Annotated in this window: 14 protein-coding genes; 10 read left to right on the plus strand and 4 right to left on the minus strand. The window is 57.2% G+C overall.

Features of this window, described 5'->3' with window-relative positions:
* Positions 1 to 6: 6 nt before the first annotated feature.
* Entirely contained in the window at positions 7 to 720 is a 714-nt protein-coding gene (locus PSPTO_RS16985) for a FadR/GntR family transcriptional regulator (RefSeq protein ID WP_005767289.1), read from the minus strand.
* Positions 721 to 1,189: 469 nt separating this feature from the next.
* Between PSPTO_RS16985 and PSPTO_RS16990 the strand changes: the two genes are divergently transcribed.
* From PSPTO_RS16990 to PSPTO_RS17005, 4 genes are all read left to right on the plus strand, one after another.
* Positions 1,190 to 2,515 (plus strand): MFS transporter, encoded by a 1,326-nt coding sequence (locus PSPTO_RS16990; RefSeq protein ID WP_007246084.1) that lies wholly within the window; start codon positions 1,190 to 1,192, stop codon positions 2,513 to 2,515.
* A gap of 51 nt (positions 2,516 to 2,566) precedes the next feature.
* Complete coding sequence (gudD, locus tag PSPTO_RS16995) at positions 2,567 to 3,919, plus strand: glucarate dehydratase (RefSeq protein WP_005767295.1); 1,353 nt, start codon at positions 2,567 to 2,569, stop codon at positions 3,917 to 3,919.
* A gap of 144 nt (positions 3,920 to 4,063) precedes the next feature.
* Positions 4,064 to 4,717 (plus strand): DUF1345 domain-containing protein, encoded by a 654-nt coding sequence (locus PSPTO_RS17000; RefSeq protein WP_007246082.1) that lies wholly within the window; start codon positions 4,064 to 4,066, stop codon positions 4,715 to 4,717.
* Between the two features lie 36 nt (positions 4,718 to 4,753).
* Positions 4,754 to 5,710: a D-2-hydroxyacid dehydrogenase family protein gene (locus PSPTO_RS17005; RefSeq protein ID WP_011104476.1), complete on the plus strand. Its 957-nt coding sequence runs from the start codon at positions 4,754 to 4,756 to the stop codon at positions 5,708 to 5,710.
* A 194-nt stretch (positions 5,711 to 5,904) separates the two neighbouring features.
* On the opposite strand, the gene PSPTO_RS17010 is transcribed toward PSPTO_RS17005, so the two are convergent.
* Positions 5,905 to 6,234 carry a DUF2790 domain-containing protein gene (locus PSPTO_RS17010; RefSeq protein ID WP_005767301.1) on the minus strand — a complete coding sequence of 110 codons (330 nt, stop codon included), beginning with the start codon at positions 6,232 to 6,234 and terminating at the stop codon, positions 5,905 to 5,907.
* A gap of 239 nt (positions 6,235 to 6,473) precedes the next feature.
* On the opposite strand from PSPTO_RS17010, the gene PSPTO_RS17015 reads away from it, so the two are divergent.
* Positions 6,474 to 6,698, plus strand: a complete 225-nt coding sequence (locus tag PSPTO_RS17015; RefSeq protein ID WP_046463324.1) for a hypothetical protein — start codon at positions 6,474 to 6,476, stop codon at positions 6,696 to 6,698.
* A gap of 330 nt (positions 6,699 to 7,028) precedes the next feature.
* The gene (locus tag PSPTO_RS17020) at positions 7,029 to 8,354 is read left to right on the plus strand and encodes an OprD family porin (protein ID WP_011104478.1); all 1,326 of its coding nucleotides are present in this window, start codon (positions 7,029 to 7,031) and stop codon (positions 8,352 to 8,354) included.
* 294 nt (positions 8,355 to 8,648) lie between these two features.
* Here PSPTO_RS17020 and PSPTO_RS17025 read toward each other — a convergent pair whose 3' ends face one another.
* Positions 8,649 to 10,277 (minus strand): methyl-accepting chemotaxis protein, encoded by a 1,629-nt coding sequence (locus tag PSPTO_RS17025; protein ID WP_011104479.1) that lies wholly within the window; start codon positions 10,275 to 10,277, stop codon positions 8,649 to 8,651.
* Positions 10,278 to 10,877: 600 nt separating this feature from the next.
* On the opposite strand from PSPTO_RS17025, the gene PSPTO_RS17030 reads away from it, so the two are divergent.
* The gene (locus PSPTO_RS17030) at positions 10,878 to 12,092 is read left to right on the plus strand and encodes a cellulase family glycosylhydrolase (protein ID WP_011104480.1); all 1,215 of its coding nucleotides are present in this window, start codon (positions 10,878 to 10,880) and stop codon (positions 12,090 to 12,092) included.
* A gap of 450 nt (positions 12,093 to 12,542) precedes the next feature.
* Entirely contained in the window at positions 12,543 to 13,793 is a 1,251-nt protein-coding gene (locus tag PSPTO_RS17035) for a cellulase family glycosylhydrolase (protein WP_011104481.1), read from the plus strand.
* A gap of 104 nt (positions 13,794 to 13,897) precedes the next feature.
* On the opposite strand, the gene PSPTO_RS17040 is transcribed toward PSPTO_RS17035, so the two are convergent.
* Positions 13,898 to 16,033, minus strand: a complete 2,136-nt coding sequence (locus PSPTO_RS17040) for a TonB-dependent siderophore receptor (RefSeq protein WP_011104482.1) — start codon at positions 16,031 to 16,033, stop codon at positions 13,898 to 13,900.
* Between the two features lie 196 nt (positions 16,034 to 16,229).
* Here PSPTO_RS17040 and pncA point away from each other — a divergent pair, with 196 nt between their 5' ends.
* Both pncA and PSPTO_RS17050 read left to right on the plus strand, forming a co-directional pair.
* Complete coding sequence (pncA, locus tag PSPTO_RS17045) at positions 16,230 to 16,880, plus strand: bifunctional nicotinamidase/pyrazinamidase (RefSeq protein WP_011104483.1); 651 nt, start codon at positions 16,230 to 16,232, stop codon at positions 16,878 to 16,880.
* 134 nt (positions 16,881 to 17,014) lie between these two features.
* Positions 17,015 to 17,950, plus strand: coding sequence for a formate/nitrite transporter family protein (locus tag PSPTO_RS17050; RefSeq protein WP_005767320.1), 936 nt, complete (start codon positions 17,015 to 17,017; stop codon positions 17,948 to 17,950).
* Positions 17,951 to 17,964: the final 14 nt, after the last annotated feature.

The raw sequence follows: 17,964 nt of genomic DNA on the forward strand, positions 1-17,964 counted from the left end.
CACGGTTCACTCCAGCGGCACCAGTCGCTCACGGCTGTTGCTCAGGTGCGTCCACATCGCCGCACGCGCGGCGTCAGGGTCCTTGCGGCGAATGGCGCTGAGCAATGCTTCGTGTTCCAGATTGGCCAGGTAGCCCTGATGCGCGAGGTTGTTGCCAGCACGCTCGCTGGACGCAATGCGACTGCGCGGGATGATCGCGCTGCCCAGATGCTGCATGATTTCCATGAAATACGGATTGCCGGTGGCCTCGGCGATCAGCATGTGGAAGCGCTTGTCGGCCTCGACACAGCTGTCGTCATTGGCCAGCAAGTCCTGGTAATCATCCAGCGCCTGACGCATGGCCGCCAGTTGTTCATCGGTGCGACGCACCGCAGCCAAGGCCACGGCCTGAGTTTCAAGGCCGATGCGCAGCTCTATGATGTCGCGCACCCGTGACACGGTTTCAACCTTGAGGCGCAGGCCTGTCTGGTCGCCGCGTTCCAGCACAAATGTGCCGATACCGTGATGGGTCACCACCAGCCCGGATGCCTGCAACTTGGAAATCGCCTCACGCACCACGGTACGACTGACGCCGTGTTCACGCACAATCTGGTTCTCGGACGGCAATTTCTGCCCCGGCGCGATCTTGCCGAGCAGAATGCGCTGGCTCAGTTCGGTCACCAGATCTGTGGCCAGGCTGTGCTGACGGCGTTTGGGGGCTGCGCTGGCGGATTCCTGCATGGCGAGTGAGTCCTGACTTGTCTGGTTGTGCAGCTTTATCACGCCCTTACTGGCGGACGCCTGCCGGTGGATGCACGCAAAGGCCGATTTTCACAGGCCTGCGCAGTTGTCTGACTTGTATTACAAGCTGTTCAGTACTGTCAAAAAAATTATTTCTTGACCCAAGGCTTCAACAACCGCCGACCTGGATCGAATAGTGGCCGTCAAACTTCCCTTTGGCTGATCTAAAAACCCAAAAACCCCCCAATTCAAAGGCTTTAGCCGTCCATCAGCGCTAGCTTGCCGACCTTGTTCGAAGCGTTTTTATTGGCCGGCCCGCTTCCAAAAATGTTCAAAACGAGGCGTAACGGGGGATTGCGCAAACGCCTTTTACTTGTATGATGACCGACAATGCGAGGGACACACTTCGCACATACCCGCATAAAAACAACGAGTGGGAGATTCAACTGTGAGCACATCCAATTCCAGGATGGCCGACGGCACAGATTCGGTTCTGAGCTCAGCCGTCTCGAAGGTCAAACGTCACGTCCTGCCGCTTTTCGTGATCATGTTTATCGTCAACTACATCGACCGGGTGAACATCGGCTTCGTGCGCTCGCACATGGAGCACGACCTCGGTATCGGCGCTGCCGCCTACGGGCTGGGTGCCGGACTGTTCTTCATCGGTTACGCGCTGTTTGAAGTCCCCTCCAACATCCTGCTGCAGAAAGTCGGGGCGCGTATCTGGCTGACGCGAATCATGCTCACCTGGGGCATCGTTGCCGCCTGCATGGCCTTCATCCAGAACGAAACACACTTCTACATCCTGCGCTTTCTGCTCGGCGTGGCCGAAGCGGGTTTCTTTCCGGGCGTAATCTACTACTTCACCCGCTGGCTGCCCGGCGTCGAGCGCGGCAAGGCGATTGCCATTTTTCTCAGCGGCTCGGCCATCGCTTCGCTGATCTCCGGCCCGCTGTCCGGTCTGCTGCTGCAAATCACCGGTTTTGGCCTGAAAGGCTGGCAGTGGATGTACTTCATCGAAGGCATGTTCTCGGTCGGGCTGTGCTTCTTCGTCTGGTTCTGGCTGGATTCCAAGCCGCACGACGCCAAGTGGCTGACCCGCGAAGAACAGGACGCGCTGGTCAACGCAATCGATGCCGAACAGGCTGCTCGCGAAGCCGCAACACCGGTCAAGGCAACCCTCGGTAAACTGCTCAAGGACAGTCAGATCATCCTGTTCTGCCTGATCTACTTCTTCATTCAGTTGACCATCTACGCAGCGACCTTCTGGCTGCCGAGCATCATCAGGAAGATGGGCAACATGACTGACTTTGAAGTCGGCATGTTCAACTCGATTCCGTGGCTGCTGTCGATCATCGGCATGTACGCTTTCGCCACACTGTCCGCCAAATGGAAGCGTCAGCAGGCCTGGGTCGCCATCGCCCTGCTGATTGCCGCTGCCGGGATGTTCATGTCCACCACCGGCAGCCCGATCTTCGCCTTCGTTGCCATCTGCTTTGCGGCGCTGGGTTTCAAGTCCGCGTCGTCGCTGTTCTGGCCTATTCCGCAGGCGTATCTGGATGCACGTATCGCCGCTGCGGTCATTGCGCTGATCAACTCAGTGGGCAACCTCGGCGGCTTTGTCGCGCCGACCACCTTCGGCTTGCTGGAAGAGCACACCGGCTCGATTCAGGGCGGGCTGTATGGCCTGACTGCAACATCGATCATCGCGGCAATCATCGTCTTCGCCGCGCGCAACACCCCCAAGGCGGGCGCCACTCCGGTGGCCGCTATCCAGACCCCGGCCACCCATTGATTCACCTGTGCAGCCATTCCTTTACAGGCCACACTTTTTACAGGATCAGTCATGAATATTCAGCACTCCAACATCACCGGCAAGGCCCCTGTCATCACCGACATGCAGGTTGTACCGGTGGCCGGCCATGACGACATGCTGCTCAATCTCAGCGGCGCGCACGGCCCTTATTTCACGCGTAACATCGTCATCCTCAAAGACAACGCCGGGCATGTGGGCGTCGGCGAAGTGCCTGGCGGCGAACTGATTCGTCAGACCCTCGAAGACGCGCGCTCACTGGTGGTCGGCAGCAGCATCGGCACCTACCAGAAGATCCTCAATGAGGCACGCAAAGCCTTCGCCGATCGCGATTCAGGCGGCCGAGGCCTGCAAACCTTCGACCTGCGCATCGCCATTCACGCAGTCACCGCACTGGAGGCCGCGCTGCTTGATCTGCTCGGTCAGCATCTGGACGTACCGGTTGCCGCCCTGCTCGGTGAAGGTCAGCAACGCGATCAGGTCGAGATGCTCGGCTACCTGTTTTATGTCGGCGATCAGCGCAAGACCGACCTGGCCTATCGCAGCGAACCCGAGGCTGACAACGACTGGTTCCGCCTCCGCCATGAAGAAGCGCTGACCCCAGAAGCAGTGGTGCGTCTGGCCGAAGCCGCGCAACAGCGTTACGGCTTTCAGGACTTCAAACTCAAGGGCGGCGTGTTGAGCGGCGATGAGGAGATCGAAGCCGTCACCGCACTGGCCGAGCGCTTTCCCGAGGCACGCATCACGCTGGACCCCAACGGCGCCTGGTCGCTCAAGGAAGCCATCCGTCTGTGCCGCGATCAGCATCACGTGCTGGCGTATGCCGAAGACCCGTGCGGTGCGGAAAACGGCTTTTCCGGTCGCGAAGTCATGGCTGAATTCCGCCGCGCCACCGGCCTGAAAACCGCCACCAACATGATCGCCACCGACTGGCGTGAAATGGGCCATGCCATTCAGTTGCAATCGGTGGACATTCCGCTGGCCGATCCGCACTTCTGGACCATGCAGGGTTCGGTGCGTGTGGCGCAGATGTGCAATGAATGGGGCCTGACCTGGGGCTCGCATTCCAACAACCACTTCGATATTTCGCTGGCGATGTTCACCCAGGTTGCCGCCGCAGCGCCGGGCAACATTACGGCGATCGATACCCACTGGATCTGGCAGGACGGTCAGCGCCTGACCAAGGCCCCGCTGCAAATCATCGGTGGCAAGGTCGCCGTACCGAAGAAGCCGGGGTTGGGGGTCGAACTGGACACCGACCAGTTGGCCAAGGCTCATGAACTCTATAAAGGCATGGGGCTGGGCGCGCGTAACGACGCCGCAGCGATGCAGTTTCTGATCCCGGACTGGAAATTCAACAACAAGCAGCCTTGCCTGGTGCGCTGAGCCTGACGTTCACTCATTAATTGACTGGCCACAATGCTGGCACACGGCGCGCAACCCCCTTGCGCGCCGTTTTTTTTCAAATCCGGCTTGGCAGGCGGAACTGGCATGCTACTGTCTCGCAACATCCAGTAACGACTAGACCGCATGCGCCATCTTGCCCGCACCCGCCCTCGCCTGACTCTCGCAGCCCTGGTTGGCTTGACCGCAGGCATCGCCTGGGCCTGGCTCATCCCCCACGCAACACTCACGCAAAGCCTGCTGACGGGCTGGGACACAGGCGTGTGGCTTTATCTGATTCTGATCTTCGTCCGCACACTGCATAGCAATGCTGACGATGTCCGGCGAGTTGCACTGATGGAAGACGAAAACGCCGGCGTCATTCTTGTCACGGTGTGCGTTGCAGCCCTGGCCAGCCTGGCCGCCATCATTTTCGAGGTCGCTGGCAGCAAGGGCCTTTCCAGCGACGCCAAAATGCTCCATCACGCCTTCACCGGCCTGACCGTCATCGGCTCATGGTTGATGATCGGGGTGATCTTCAGCCTGCATTACGCACGCATGTTCTACACCTGGAACGGCAAGGAGCCGGCACTGGCCTTCGTCGGCGGCGAAAAGCATCCGGACTACTGGGACTTTCTGTACTTCTCGTTCACCCTCAGCGTGGCAGTACAGACCTCCGACGTGGGCGTAGCAACCCGTGAAATGCGTAAGGTCGTGCTGGGCCAGTCGTTGATCTGCTTTGTCTTCAACACCGCCATTCTGGGTTTTTCGATCAACATTGCCGCCAGCCTGTTCAACTAACGTTTTCAGCCCGCCCCATCAAGAGGACCGCAGACCATGACCCTATTGAAAATCGCAGTGCTCGATGACTGGCAGAACGTCGCCAGTGGCGTGGTCGACTGGTCTGCCCTCGACTCGGTAGGTGAAATCAGCTTTCTGCACGACTACCCGGCCGACACCGCGACCATGGTCCAGCGCCTGCAAGGCTTCGACGTCCTCTGCGTGATGCGCGAGCGAACATTGTTCGATGACGCGCTGCTCAGCCAGTTGCCAAACCTGCGTTTGCTGGTGACAGGCGGCATGCGCAACGCGGCCATCGATACAGCGGCTGCCGAGCGTCAGGGCATTGTTGTATGTGGCACTGAAAGCTACAAAAACGCAGCGCCGGAACTGACCTGGGCGCTGATCATGGGCATCACCCGCAACCTGGTGGCCGAGGCCAACTCACTGCGCGCAGGCAACTGGCAGGTCGGGCTGGGCAGCGACCTGCATGGCAAGACCCTGGGCATTCTCGGCCTGGGCAGCATCGGCAAATGGATCGCCCGTTACGGGCAGGCGTTCGGCATGAACGTCATCGCCTGGAGCCAGAACCTGACTGCCGAAGCTGCCGCCGAATCGGGCGTCACCTACGTCAGCAAACAGCAACTGTTCGAGCAAGCCGATGTGCTGTCGGTCCACCTGGTGCTCAGCGACCGCAGCCGAGGGCTGGTCGATGCACAAGCGCTGGGCTGGATGAAACCAAGCGCCTACCTGATCAACTCGTCCCGCGGCCCGATCATCGATCAGGCTGCGCTCATCAAGGTCCTGCAACAGCGCCACATCGCTGGCGCCGCGCTGGACGTGTTCGACATCGAACCGCTGCCCGCTGATCACCCGTTCCGCACGTTGGACAACGTTTTGGCAACGCCACATATCGGCTATGTCACCGAGAACAACTATCGGACTTTTTACGGGCAGATGATTGAAGCTATTCAGGCCTGGCATGCGGGGTCGCCGATTCGGGTGTTTGGCTGAGGGTTGCTGTTGCTGCCCCATTCGAGGACGTCAGCAGCGAAGTGAAGCAGGTAAATCTCTCAACGTCCGCGCGTTGCAAAAGCCTTGAAAAAGGGATGGCGCTCACGATTCTCACGCACAAAAAATCAGCCCGGACGACTGTCCGGGCTGAAGGCTGGGGTGAAGCGAGGGGGTGCCTCCTGGCAGGTCTGGAATCACTGGCTGTTAAGGCAACCACTGAGCACCTGGTACTGAACAGTCTTCAGATCGCCCTTGGAGTTCTGGTAAGTCATCAGCTTAGGCATGACGCTGCAGGTCTTCAGGTCCGGCGACTTGCGGATCACTTTGGCAACGTCCAGCTTCATACCGTACTTGTATTCTTCGATCGCAGGCATCGCCTTTTTATGGGTGGTGGCGTACTTCTGTACGGCGGCCTGGTGATTCTTGATCAAGGTTTCTGCCTTGACTTCGTCTGTGGTGTAAGCGAAAGCGCTCAGGGGAGAAAGAATGGCCAGAGCGAGCAGTAAGGATTGGGCAGTACGCATGTTGGATGACTCCGCTGTTTGAATATTGTCTGAATTAACGTTCCACGCTTAACGCGAACATCGCTGGGCTTTAACGGCTTGCGAGCTTGGAGATTACCTGTTTTTTATACACTTTTTTATTTATGACGAATTTGTCATTTTTTGCTCACCTTCCTGTTAGTTGCCCGGCTTTAAGCTTGGTTCATTCCTGAAAAACGCACGAGGCAAACAGGATCCAAACATTAACCAGAGAAGAGAAAATGACGATGAAAGTGATTAAATCGATGGTCTTTGCAGTAGCCGCCCTGTCCTTTACAAGTGCCTTTGCCGACGACGGCAACGAATTCGCCAGCACGGCTGCCGACAAGATGCGCATGGCTCAGGAGCAGCGTTTCCGGGAGGACCAGAGCGCCCGACAGAACGAGCAGTATGTAAACTCGGACGAAAACTCCAAGTCTGAGACTTCCGCTAAATCCGAAGGCTAACGCCTTTTGGCCTGCAACAAGCAGCTACCCTTTTCGCCTTTGATAGTGTTCCGGAATCTTGGGTTGAGGCGAACATTAAAGCGTCCTTCGGGGCGCTTTTTTTATAGATCCTCAAAATACAATATGCCAACTGGCATATTGATCTGAGTTTCGTTTTCCGATCTAAATCCCGCGACTGGCGTGCCCCGTACTTCTTTCATATTTGTAATGCAGTCGTCATCTTAGCGTTATCTTCGCCTCTTCAAGATTGGGCGTCACTGGCAGCCATCGAGTTATAAAAACATGCCAGACCGAGACGTTTATATGATCTGCCCAATGAAAGGAGTGCACATGACTCAACGCAAAAGACTTTCCCTCGCCTTATGGTCGACCCTCGCCGGAATCACACCTTTTGCCGCCTTCGCAGAAGAGCAGAAAGAAGGGTTCGTCGAAGGCAGCTCGCTCAACATTCTCAATCGAAACTTCTACATGAACCGTGACCATCGTCATGGTGAGTCAAGCCCGACCGGCAGCGGCTACTCTGAAGCCTGGGCGCACGGCATCATGGGGCGCTTTGAATCGGGCTTCACCCAAGGCACCCTCGGCGTAGGTCTGGATGCGTTCGCGATGGTCGGTATCAAGCTGGATACGGGCGACGGCCGAAACGGCCTTCAAACACCCTTCTCGGTGATGCCCGTCAATTCGGATGGCAACGCCCGCAATGAATACACCAAAGTCGGCGGCGCGCTGAAAGCCAGAGCGTTCGACACTGTCGTCAGAGCAGGCGATGTCTTCCCGACAACCCCCGTTGTCGCTTTCGGCGATAGCCGTCTGCTGCCGGAAAGCTTTCGCGGCGTGACCGCTATCAACGACAGTTTCAAGGGCCTGACCTTGCAAGGCGGTCGCCTAAACGGGATGAGTCAGCCTGCTTCAAGCGACATGAAAGAAGGCTTTTCCACGTTCTATGCCGGTCCGGTCGACTCACCCTGGCTCGCCTATTTCGGCGGTGACTACAAAGCCACTAACCGGCTGAATCTGTCTCTATACACCAGCCGACTGAAAGATGCGTGGGACCAGAAATACGGGGCTGTGTCCTACGTGCTGCCGATCAACGACGACCTGTCGCTGACCAGCAGCCTGAATTACTACAACGCAACCGACGAAGGCAAACGGCTGCTCGGCGAGTTCGACAACGACATATGGAGCGCCAGTGTCGACCTGAAATACGGCGCACACAGCCTGGCGCTTTCCCATCAGCGCAACCAGGGCGATGACGACTTCGACTACCTGAGATTGTCCGACTCGATTTATCTGACCAACTCCCTCCAGTACAGCGACTTCAACTCGCCGAAAGAACGCTCGTGGATGCTCACCTATAACCTGGACATGACCCCCTACGGCGTGCCCGGTCTTACGTTCATGACCCGCTACGGCAAAGGTACCGACGCTGACTATACCAACGCCAACAACACCTACATGCGCCGTGACGCACAAGGCAACCCGCTGACCGACCAGAAACGCTGGGAGCGCAACATCGAAGCCAGGTACACCTTTCAGACCGGAACCCTGAAGGACTTGTCAGTACGCGTCCGCCAGGCCACGACCCGAGCGACCGAGTTCGAGCAGAACCTGGATGAAGTGCGCGTTATCGTGGAGTACCCGTTGAGTGTGTTGTGACATCTTGCAGGCGACGCTGTCGGTTCATGTATAGGCAGGAAAGCGTCTTTGAGGGTACTTTTCTCGCCAGGGCTTTTCTGAAAAAGTCGCTCTGGCTGAAAGGATGCCCTCTGGTTGCCAGGCGAGCCGTCAAGCACGCCTACAACTTAATCCACCGCCGCCACGAATACGACCTGCCTGTGAACTGGGCCGCACCCTCGACAACTGCGCGGTGAAGTCAGTTACGAATACGAAGCCAACAGCCGCCTGCTGGAACATAACCCCGAAATGCGCCTGCGCCGAGACTATGTTTTGCTACAACTGAAAATGCCTCAACCTTTCGTTCAGGCCGTTGGCAAGTTCTGCGAGTAGCTGACTGGCGTGGGCGGTCTTGTCCGCGCGAGTTGCCGACTGGGCCGCCAGGTCTCGAATGCGCACCAGGTTGCTATCGACCTCACGGGCGACTTGCGTTTGCTCTTCGCAGGCGCTGGCGATTACCAGGTTGCGATCATCAATGATCATCACCGAGTTGGCGATAGAGGCCAACGCTGCGTTGGCCAATTCTGCCTGCGCTTTGGTGCGATGCGCCTGCTCGCGGCTTAGCGACAATGCCGCTACGGTGTTTTGGGTGCCTTGCTGTACGTGCTCGATCATGCTCTCGATTTCCCGCGTCGAATCACTGGTACGGTGAGCCAACGCGCGCACCTCATCTGCAACAACGGCAAAGCCTCGACCGGCATCACCCGCACGGGCAGCTTCAATCGCTGCGTTCAGGGCAAGCAGATTGGTCTGCTCGGAAACAGACCTTATAACCTCCAGAACTTTTGAAATTTCCAGTGTTCTGACGGCCAGCAGTTGTGCCTGATCGGTAGCCTGCTGCACATCCTCGGTCAGTTGTTTGATTGAGCCGACTGTAAGACCGAGTTCCCCCTGCCCTTCTTGCGCAGCACGAGCCGACGCCTTTGACTCTTCTGAAGTGGAAACAGCATTGCGCGTGACTTCCTGTACCGCTTGGCTCATCTCGGTCACCGCAGCAGCAGACATCTCTATTTCGCTATTCTGAACACGCAGGTCAGCGTTGTTATCGCGCATCAATATGTTCAGTTCTTCGGTCGCCGTGAACACTTGTCCGGCCGCCTGCCCGACATGGCTCAGCGTGTTTCTGAGGTTTTCACGCATCCGCACTATCGACTGCAGTAACAGGGCCGCCTCATCGCTGCCAAGGCTTTCAATGTGCGCGATGCGAAGGTCGCCCGCCGCAATCATTTCGGATGCCGCCAACGCCTGTCTAATCGGTCCCGACAGGCTGACAGTAAGCCGCCAGGCCAGGATCAGGGTGACCAGCAGCGCCGACCCCATCGTAAACAACGTGACCCGATTGGCAGTGGCATAGGTATGGCTGGCGCCGGTGCTGGCTTCTGATTGCGACGCATCGTTGAGCTGTTTCAGACCTTCCAGTTGCGCCATCAGGGACTTTGCGATACCTGCCATCTCATTCCAGGCCAGCAGACGGCCTGCGTCCTCCTGGCCTGCCGTGATCAGTGCGTGAACCTGTTCGGCATGTCGCGCGTAGTCTTTAAACGTAGTGTCCACGCCCTCAATCAACTCCCGCTCGCCCGGCGAATCGATGAAAGGCTGGTACGCCTCTATGGCTTTTGCGAACACTGATTCGCGCTGCATTAACTCGTCGCGCGCCTGAACCAGTTGATCGGCACTGCGAGCGGATAACATTTTCATTACGTCGTAGCGCGTGTTTGAAAACGCCAGAGCAATGGCGTCGCCCAAGGCAATTCCGGGCAATGAGTCGTTTTCGATCTCAAGGCCTTTGGCACGAATACTGGACAACTGTGCCAGGCTGAAAATACCCAAACCCAAGACCAGCAAAACCATGACAGCAAAGCATGCCAACGTTCGCGTGGCTATTTTAAAACGTCGTAAATACATAGAACTTCCTCTTGATGCAGCCTGCACAAGACACACACGGGGATAACAACCACACCGTGATGCCAGAAAAATTTACTCAACGGTTCAATCATCGACGATGCACTTAACCTCACACGCAACGTGCCGGTACTTTTTAACAAAGTGATCGATACTTTTTTGCTTACACTAGCGATTCAGCAATCCGTGCGACCACCCCCCTGCATCCTGGCAAATAGCGCAGCGCAATATTTTCGACAATCAACCCAGAACCCTGACAATTAAGCCACAGGCTTTTGATCAATAAAACAAAAATTCAACACACTAAAAAGTAAGACTTTTCATTCGCCACGGGCACTTTATTTATGAGTATCCATTCACCCCGTAAATAACATCACGCCCAAGCGCACGCTATCAAGCGTTGAAAAATCAAAAGAAAAACACGCACAAGCGCTAATAAAATCAATGATTTAATCCCCGCCCGAGTTCTTTAAATGATTACCGACATTCACCATGCCGACCACACTCGTAACTTGCATGTTGCATTTTTAACCACTTGAAATAGCCCTTTGCCATCTCTAGCATCGCCACCGAACTTAACCCCCGCTCAGAAAGAGACGCTCGATGAATATCAATTCAATCCGGTCCTATGACCTTTCGATGGCCGCGCCAGAAAAATCTGCTGTAACGAACAAAGCCACATTGCCCGTGAACGCTGGCAACAATGATGCCCCTACGACCAGACAGTCAAAACTTGACACCTATACCGCCAGCCATAAATACGATTCATCAGGACGCCCCGCAGAGGCGCCGGAAACTGCTCCGGTTTACACAAAAGCATTGCTTAACCGCAACGCCCAACTGCAGAAATCAGCCGCCCCCTCGGACACGGCTCCGGCCGGTCAACAGCAGGTTGCAACGGCAGTGACTAAAAACGCACTTCAGAGCAACGCGGTAACTGTCGAAGAGAAAGTTTCGGGGCCGACCCCAAATGCCAGCAATGCGGATACTGGCTCGCATGGCGGTGCCAATGTGGATCCGGGTGACATCGCTACACCTGCAGCCGCCACTAAAATGATTCAGGACCTGAAAGGGATTGGCGGCGGGACGTTACGTATCCAGATGACACACGATCAAATCCAGGACACCAAGGAGATGGATAAACTCACTGCATTGGTTAATGAAGGGGATAAACAAGGCGTAAAAGTCCAGTTTACATTTCGTGACAACGCGAACGGTGGTGGCGGAAGCGTACTGACGGGTGACAAGTTGAATCAGGCCTCGACCGACATCAGCAATGTGGTCAAAAAATTCGGCGGTCACTCCAGCTTCGTATTGGACACTTTCAATGAAGGTGGCACATCAGCCACCCAAGGCTGGGCTGACATGGAAAGTACGCTGATCAAATCGGCACGCAACGCCGGCTACAAGGGAAGCATCGTTGTGGAGGACAGCAACTGGGGAGGTGGTTTGACTGCAGGCCCCGAGAGCGGCCTGGTGAAATACGCCGATCAATTAAAAGCGGCCAACGGCAAAGGCAACCCCGGCTTGATTGGCAGCATTCATGAATATGCCAGTGGTGCAGACGCTTCTGCCCGCTTGGGCAACGAGATAAAAGCACTGCAAAATGCAGGCTATAAACCTCAGATTGGCGAAGTGGGTAATGCCAACTGGCTGGGAGGCGACAAGTTTGAAGAAAGAGACGGCGCCACTAAAGCCGTGCGGGATAATCTTGCCGCACTGAAAGCGGCGGGTGCGGATATATTGCCCTGGAAGGATCAGTTCCAGGATGGCAAACTTCGCCACCATGTCGGATTTTCAAAGTCAGATCAATACTGACCCTTCATAAGTACCTAATGAACTTCATGTTCCAGACCCGCCATTGAAACGTGATGCTGTGCTCCCGATTCTTATCAGGAGCCAGCACCTCATGAGGCGACCCGGTGCCAACATTGAAAATCCAACTATCCTGATAGCAAACCCTTGTTGAGCGTCGATGACCGCCGCCCCCTAAGGAAAAGCTAAAACATCAGCCATTGGAATTTTTGTTGCCCTACACGCTGCATGTATGCGAACCTGCCCGCAGACAGATAACGCTAAAAACACGACTTCGCCAAAAAACCATCTAAAAAGAACAGAAAAAGCGAAACGTTAATAAAAGCGTCATCGCAAAGTCCCCTATGATCTAGCTGAACACTGTCATTTAATAAGTTATCGCTTCCTTGGCGACTCATTTTTCTGTTTCACCGAGCGCAGCCACTTTTCGCACAGAGCCCACAGAGACATTCGATGAACATCCACACCGCCAGGTCCTATGACCCCCTCATGGCCACCAGTGAAAAGCCTGCAACGGCAGACAGAACCACGCGGGCCGTGGACGCTGGCGCTACTGAGCCGACCCCTGAAAAGCAGGCGAAACTCGACACCTATACGGCCTCCGACAGCCGCTCCGCCGAGACAGCGGAAGGGTCCCCTGTTTACACAAGGATGATGCTCAGCCGAAATACCCGGTCACTGGAGAGCGAAGATTCCTCGTCAGACACGGCTTTGCTTGCCAGTCAAAAAGCGCTTGTCAGCCAGAACGATACAAAGGCTGTTGGCAGCGAAGTGGCCGCGGTGAAGGACAGCACGGCCCTTTCGGACGCAGAAAAAAAAGCCAAGGAAGCAGAAAAGGCCGCCTCTACAGAGGCAGCAAAAACTGCCCAGACCGTCGCGCGCGGGGGCGCCAACGTCAATCCTGATGACATCGCCACACCGGCTGCGGCCACCAAGATGATTCAGGACCTGAAAGCGATTGGAGGCGGAACCTTACGCATCCAGATGACGCATGATCAGATCCGGGACGTCAAGCAGATGGACAAGCTACGGGCACTGCTCAATGAAGGTGGCAAACAGGATGTAAAGGTTCAGTTCACGTTTCGTGACAATGCGAACCAGGGCAGCGGCAACGTGCTGACGGGAGACAAGTTGAAGCAGGCTGCGGCCGACATCAGCAGTGTGGTCAAAAAGTTCGGCAGTCGTCCAGGCTTCGTGCTCGACACTTTCCATCAGGGCGGTAACAGCGCCAGTCAGGAGTGGTCCGACATGCAGACCACCTTGATCAAGTCCGCGCGCAATGCCGGCTTTAAAGGAAGCATTGTTGTCGAGGACAGTAACTGGGGGGGTGGCCTGACCGCTGGCCCGCAGAGCGGCCTGGTCAAGTTTGCCGATCAATTGAAGGCCGCCAATGGCGAAGGCAACCCTGCCCTGATTGGCGGTTTTCATGTGTATGCCAGAGAAAGCGAAGCGTCTTCCCGGCTCGGAAAACAGATCAAGGCGCTTCAAGAGGCTGGCTATAAATTGCAGATTGGCGAAGTGGGCAATGCCAGCTTGCTGATAGGGAGCACCTTCCGGCAAAAGGACGATGCCACCAAAGCCATGACGGATAACATGGCCGCTCTTAAAGCAGCGGGAGCGGATATTTTGCCCGGCAAGGACCAGTTCCAGGACGGCAAACTTCGCCGCCGTGTCGGATTTTCAAAGTCAGATCAGTACTCATGATTCGATGCCCCGAGTGATCGGGGCTCGATGTCATTGATACCCGCCGCTGAACCCGACCCTGAAAAGGGTCAGGCTTTCTATGCCAAAAGCAGATACGTGCAGCATCACAGCGTATAGGCGATCCCCACCTGCACCGTCCGCGGAGCCCCCGGATACGCGTAGACGTTGCCAAACGCGCCTTCTTCATACTCGGTGTTAAAAACATTCTTCAGGTCGAGGTTGAGCTTGACGTTCGGGTTGACCTTGTAAAAGGCCAGCAGGTCGAACACGGTGTAGCTGTCCATCGAGAAGGCGACGTTGGCGGTACGGCCGGCGCGCTGATCGACGTAGCGGCCGCCGGCGCCCAACCCCAGGCCACGCAACGCACCGTCCTGAAATTCGTAGACATTGAGCAGGCTGAACGTCTGTTCGGGGATGTTCATCAGACGTGTGCCGGAGCGCAGCGTGTTGTCTTTGGTCACCTCGGCGTCGACGTACGCGTAGCTGCCCATCATCCGCCACTCGGGCGTCAGGTTGCCGACCACGTTGAGGTCCAGGCCACGGCTCCGTACTTCGCCTGCCGCCACGCTGAATGTGGAGTCAACCGGGTCGGTGGTCAGCACGTTGCGTTTCTCGATCTGGTAGATCGCCGCGTCGACACTCAACTGCCCTTCCAGCGTTTCCCACTTGGTACCAATCTCGTATGACTTGCCCTCTTCCGGTTTGAAGCCGCCACCCAGCCGGCTGGCACCGCTGTTGGGTTTGAATGAACGCGCGGTGTTGGCGTAGACCGCGACGGTGTCGGTCAGGTCGCAGCTCAGACCAACACGCGGTGTGACGGCGTTATCGCTGGCGGTCCAGCTGCTGGTGCCGGGGAGGAAAGAATCGTAGTCGTGCTCGAAGCGCTCCAGACGCACGCCGCCCACCAGTTTCAGGCGCTCGGTCAGCGTTACCTGGTCTTGGACGAAGGCAGCCCAGGTTTTCAGATTTTCCTTGTCGTGGGTGGTGGTTCGGGTCAGTGCGGGTCGAGCCTGGCCATAGACCGGATTGAAGATGTCGATGGGGTAGGCACTGACTGCGCCGCTGGAGCGCTGGATGATCGATTTGTAGTCGTAGTCTTCGTACTCCACGCCGGTCAGCAGCGTGTGCTCGAAACCGCCCGCCGAGAAATGCCCGGTCAGGTTCAGTTGCACATCGCGGTCAGTCCACTCCAGCTTGCGGTAGTTGAAGTTACGGCCCAGGGTGCTACCGTCGGCGGCCAGGCCGTTGGCCTCAATGGCATCGCCTTGCAGCGAGCCGTCGAGCATCTGCACGCCACCGCCCAGCTTCCAGTCAGCGTTCAGGTCGTGATCAAAGCGCAGTTGCGCCATGTTGTTGTCATTGTGCAGCTTGCCCACGCTCTTTTCGCCGAAGAAGGTGTCGCGCGAAGCGGTGCGTGTCTGGGCGGGATAGCGCGTCAGGCCCCGATCCAGCGGTGCGTTGTTGCGCATGAAATCACCCTCGAAGGTGATGCGCGTGGCGTCGTTGACCTGCCAGCTCAAGACCGGCGCCACGCCATAACGCTCGGTTTCGACGTGATCACGAAAGGTATCGCCACCCTCGCCCACGACATTGAGTCGATAGGCAAAACGCCCTTCATCATCGAGCGGGCCGGACGCATCCAGCGTACCGCGCTTCATGCCCTGATCATTAAGCTGGCTGCCCAATGTGACCTTGCGCTCGGCCAGCGGTTGTTTGGAGACCACATTAAAAGTGCCTCCCGGATCGCCACGGCCGTACAGCGTGGTGGCAGGACCGCGCAGCACTTCAAGGCGCTCAATGGTGTTGGCGTCCGGCATGTTCGGATAACCGCGATTGATCGGGAAGCCGTTGCGATAGAACTCTCCCGTGGTGAAGCCGCGCACGGTAAACGTGGTCAGGCCCTGGCCGCCGAAGTTGTTGGCCCGCCCGACCCCGCCTGCGTAATCGAGAGCATCCTGCAGGCGCGTAGCACCGATGTCTTCCACTGCCTCGCGGGTCACGACGCTGACGGACTGCGGGGTTTCATGCAAAGAGGTGTCGGTACGTGTGGCGCTGGCGGAGCGTGTGGCCCGATAGCCGTCAACCGGCCCTTGTGCGTTTTCGGCACTGGCGGCGCCTTGAATGTCGATGTTCTGCAACTCTATCGAATCGCTCGAAGGTTGCCCGGCAGTAACCTGGTCAGCCCAGGCGGCCTGGGAGATAGCTTGAATGACACAAAGTGAAACGAGAGTACGACGCATCGACGTGCAGCCCTTGGCAAGAAACCAGGCCTCTTGGGACCCGGCAGGATTTTTCGCGAATAGTACAGATTCGTATTACCACTTGATACAAAATCGCAAAAATACCTTTCCCACTGCTGTCGATCGCACTTAGCAAACACGGGGACAAACAGGCAAACTGCGATACACCACAGCCCTTTTGATGAGAGAACCGCCGATGCCGCTTTCCAACCAGCCTGCCGATCCTCGCTGCGCCCTGCTGGTGATCGACATGCAGTACGACTTCATGCCCGGCGGGCAGCTGGCGGTGGCTGACGGTGATGCGTTGCTGCCATTGATCAATCGTCTGGGTGCGCGCTTTGCACGGGTGATCGTCACTCAGGACTGGCACCCGGCCAGGCACATCTCGTTTGCCTCAAGCCATGCGCAGCGCGTGCCGTTCGAGAGCATCACCCTGCCCTACGGTCCGCAGACCCTGTGGCCGGATCACTGCGTGCAAGGCAGCCACGGTGCGCAATTGCATGCCGACCTCGATCTGCCTCACGCGCAGTTGATCCTGCGCAAGGGCTGCAATGCGCACATAGACAGCTACTCGGCGTTTCTGGAGGCAGACCGGTCAACCACCACCGGGCTGGCCGGGTATTTGAAGGAGCGCGGTATCGACACGCTGTTCGTGGTCGGCCTGGCACTGGACTTCTGTGTCGCGTGGTCTGCTCAGGATGCGCGCAGTGCCGGTTTCAATACGTATGTCATTGAAGACGCCTGTCGCGCCATCGACATGAACGGCTCGCTGGAGCACGCCTGGAAGACACTGCTGGAGATGGGCGTCGAGCGCGTGCAAAGCGCCGATCTGCTGGGTCAGGCCTGAGAATGTGCCAACTCGCGCTCACAATTCTCGATGCGTAACACCGATCGCGAACGACGGCGTGCGGCGCCTGTCTGAACCATCGGACCGGCCCTGCCCGCGCAGGTCCATTTCATCACTGGCGCTGAGGACGTTGTATGGACCACGAAGTAGAAGGCAAGACCCCCGGCCTGTCGGCTGAGGAAGAGCGCGATATTGATGAGAACCAGCCGCCGCGCGCGGCGGTGCTGCACGAGACTATCCGTATTCAGGGCGACCACGAACTGGAGCGCAGCGTCGCCGCCCTGTGGTGGTCGGCACTGGCGGCCGGCCTGACGATGGGCCTGTCGCTCATGGCGATGGGCTTGCTGAAATCGCGCCTTGAAGGCATTCCGGGCAGCCATGTCATCAGCAGCCTGGGTTATTCGGCCGGGTTTCTCGCGGTGATTCTGGCACGTCAGCAGTTGTTCACCGAAAACACCATCACGGCTGTGCTGCCGGTCATGAGCAAGCTGAACCTGGCCAATATCGGTCGGCTGCTGCGCCTGTGGGCTGTGGTCCTGACCGGCAACCTGGCCGGCACGCTGCTGGTGGCGTACGTCATGCTCAATCTGCCGATTTTCGATACCAGCACCGACAAGGCGTTTCTGGAGATCGGCCGCAAGGTCATGGAAAACGACCTCGGTCAGATGTTTTCCAAGGGCATTGTGTCCGGCTGGATGATCGCGACCATGGTCTGGATGATTGCCTCCATGGAAAACGCCAAGATCGCTATCATCGTGCTGATCACTTACCTGATGGCACTGGGCGACTTCACTCACATTGTGGTGGGTTCGGCCGAAGTGTCCTATCTGGTTTTTGCGGGTGAGATAGCCTGGAAAGACTTCTGGTTTGCCTTTGCCGGGCCGACACTGGCAGGCAATATCATCGGCGGTAGCTTTATCTTCGCCCTGATCAGCCATGCGCAGATCCGCAGCGAAAAAGACACCACCGCCAAACTGGAACGCGACCGCAAGGCCAAGGCCGAAAAACGTCGGCTGGAGAAGGAACGCGCGCTCAAGGACGCTGATACAGGGGCACAGAAAGAGATATGATCCCCGTCATTAAA

Source organism: Pseudomonas syringae pv. tomato str. DC3000, from assembly GCF_000007805.1.
In the GTDB taxonomy this organism is placed as follows: domain Bacteria; phylum Pseudomonadota; class Gammaproteobacteria; order Pseudomonadales; family Pseudomonadaceae; genus Aquipseudomonas; species Aquipseudomonas avellanae.

What these genes read in the sequence shown, in the direction of transcription:
- PSPTO_RS16985 (WP_005767289.1), bottom strand. Translation starts at nt 720, where the DNA reads ATGCAGGAATCCGCCAGCGCAGCCCCCAAACGCCGTCAGCACAGCCTG.
- PSPTO_RS16990 (WP_007246084.1), top strand. Translation starts at nt 1,190, where the DNA reads ATGGCCGACGGCACAGATTCGGTTCTGAGCTCAGCCGTCTCGAAGGTC.
- gudD (WP_005767295.1), top strand. Translation starts at nt 2,567, where the DNA reads ATGAATATTCAGCACTCCAACATCACCGGCAAGGCCCCTGTCATCACC.
- PSPTO_RS17000 (WP_007246082.1), top strand. Translation starts at nt 4,064, where the DNA reads ATGCGCCATCTTGCCCGCACCCGCCCTCGCCTGACTCTCGCAGCCCTG.
- PSPTO_RS17005 (WP_011104476.1), top strand. Translation starts at nt 4,754, where the DNA reads ATGACCCTATTGAAAATCGCAGTGCTCGATGACTGGCAGAACGTCGCC.
- PSPTO_RS17010 (WP_005767301.1), bottom strand. Translation starts at nt 6,234, where the DNA reads ATGCGTACTGCCCAATCCTTACTGCTCGCTCTGGCCATTCTTTCTCCC.
- PSPTO_RS17015 (WP_046463324.1), top strand. Translation starts at nt 6,474, where the DNA reads ATGACGATGAAAGTGATTAAATCGATGGTCTTTGCAGTAGCCGCCCTG.
- PSPTO_RS17020 (WP_011104478.1), top strand. Translation starts at nt 7,029, where the DNA reads ATGACTCAACGCAAAAGACTTTCCCTCGCCTTATGGTCGACCCTCGCC.
- PSPTO_RS17025 (WP_011104479.1), bottom strand. Translation starts at nt 10,277, where the DNA reads ATGTATTTACGACGTTTTAAAATAGCCACGCGAACGTTGGCATGCTTT.
- PSPTO_RS17030 (WP_011104480.1), top strand. Translation starts at nt 10,878, where the DNA reads ATGAATATCAATTCAATCCGGTCCTATGACCTTTCGATGGCCGCGCCA.
- PSPTO_RS17035 (WP_011104481.1), top strand. Translation starts at nt 12,543, where the DNA reads ATGAACATCCACACCGCCAGGTCCTATGACCCCCTCATGGCCACCAGT.
- PSPTO_RS17040 (WP_011104482.1), bottom strand. Translation starts at nt 16,033, where the DNA reads ATGCGTCGTACTCTCGTTTCACTTTGTGTCATTCAAGCTATCTCCCAG.
- pncA (WP_011104483.1), top strand. Translation starts at nt 16,230, where the DNA reads ATGCCGCTTTCCAACCAGCCTGCCGATCCTCGCTGCGCCCTGCTGGTG.
- PSPTO_RS17050 (WP_005767320.1), top strand. Translation starts at nt 17,015, where the DNA reads ATGGACCACGAAGTAGAAGGCAAGACCCCCGGCCTGTCGGCTGAGGAA.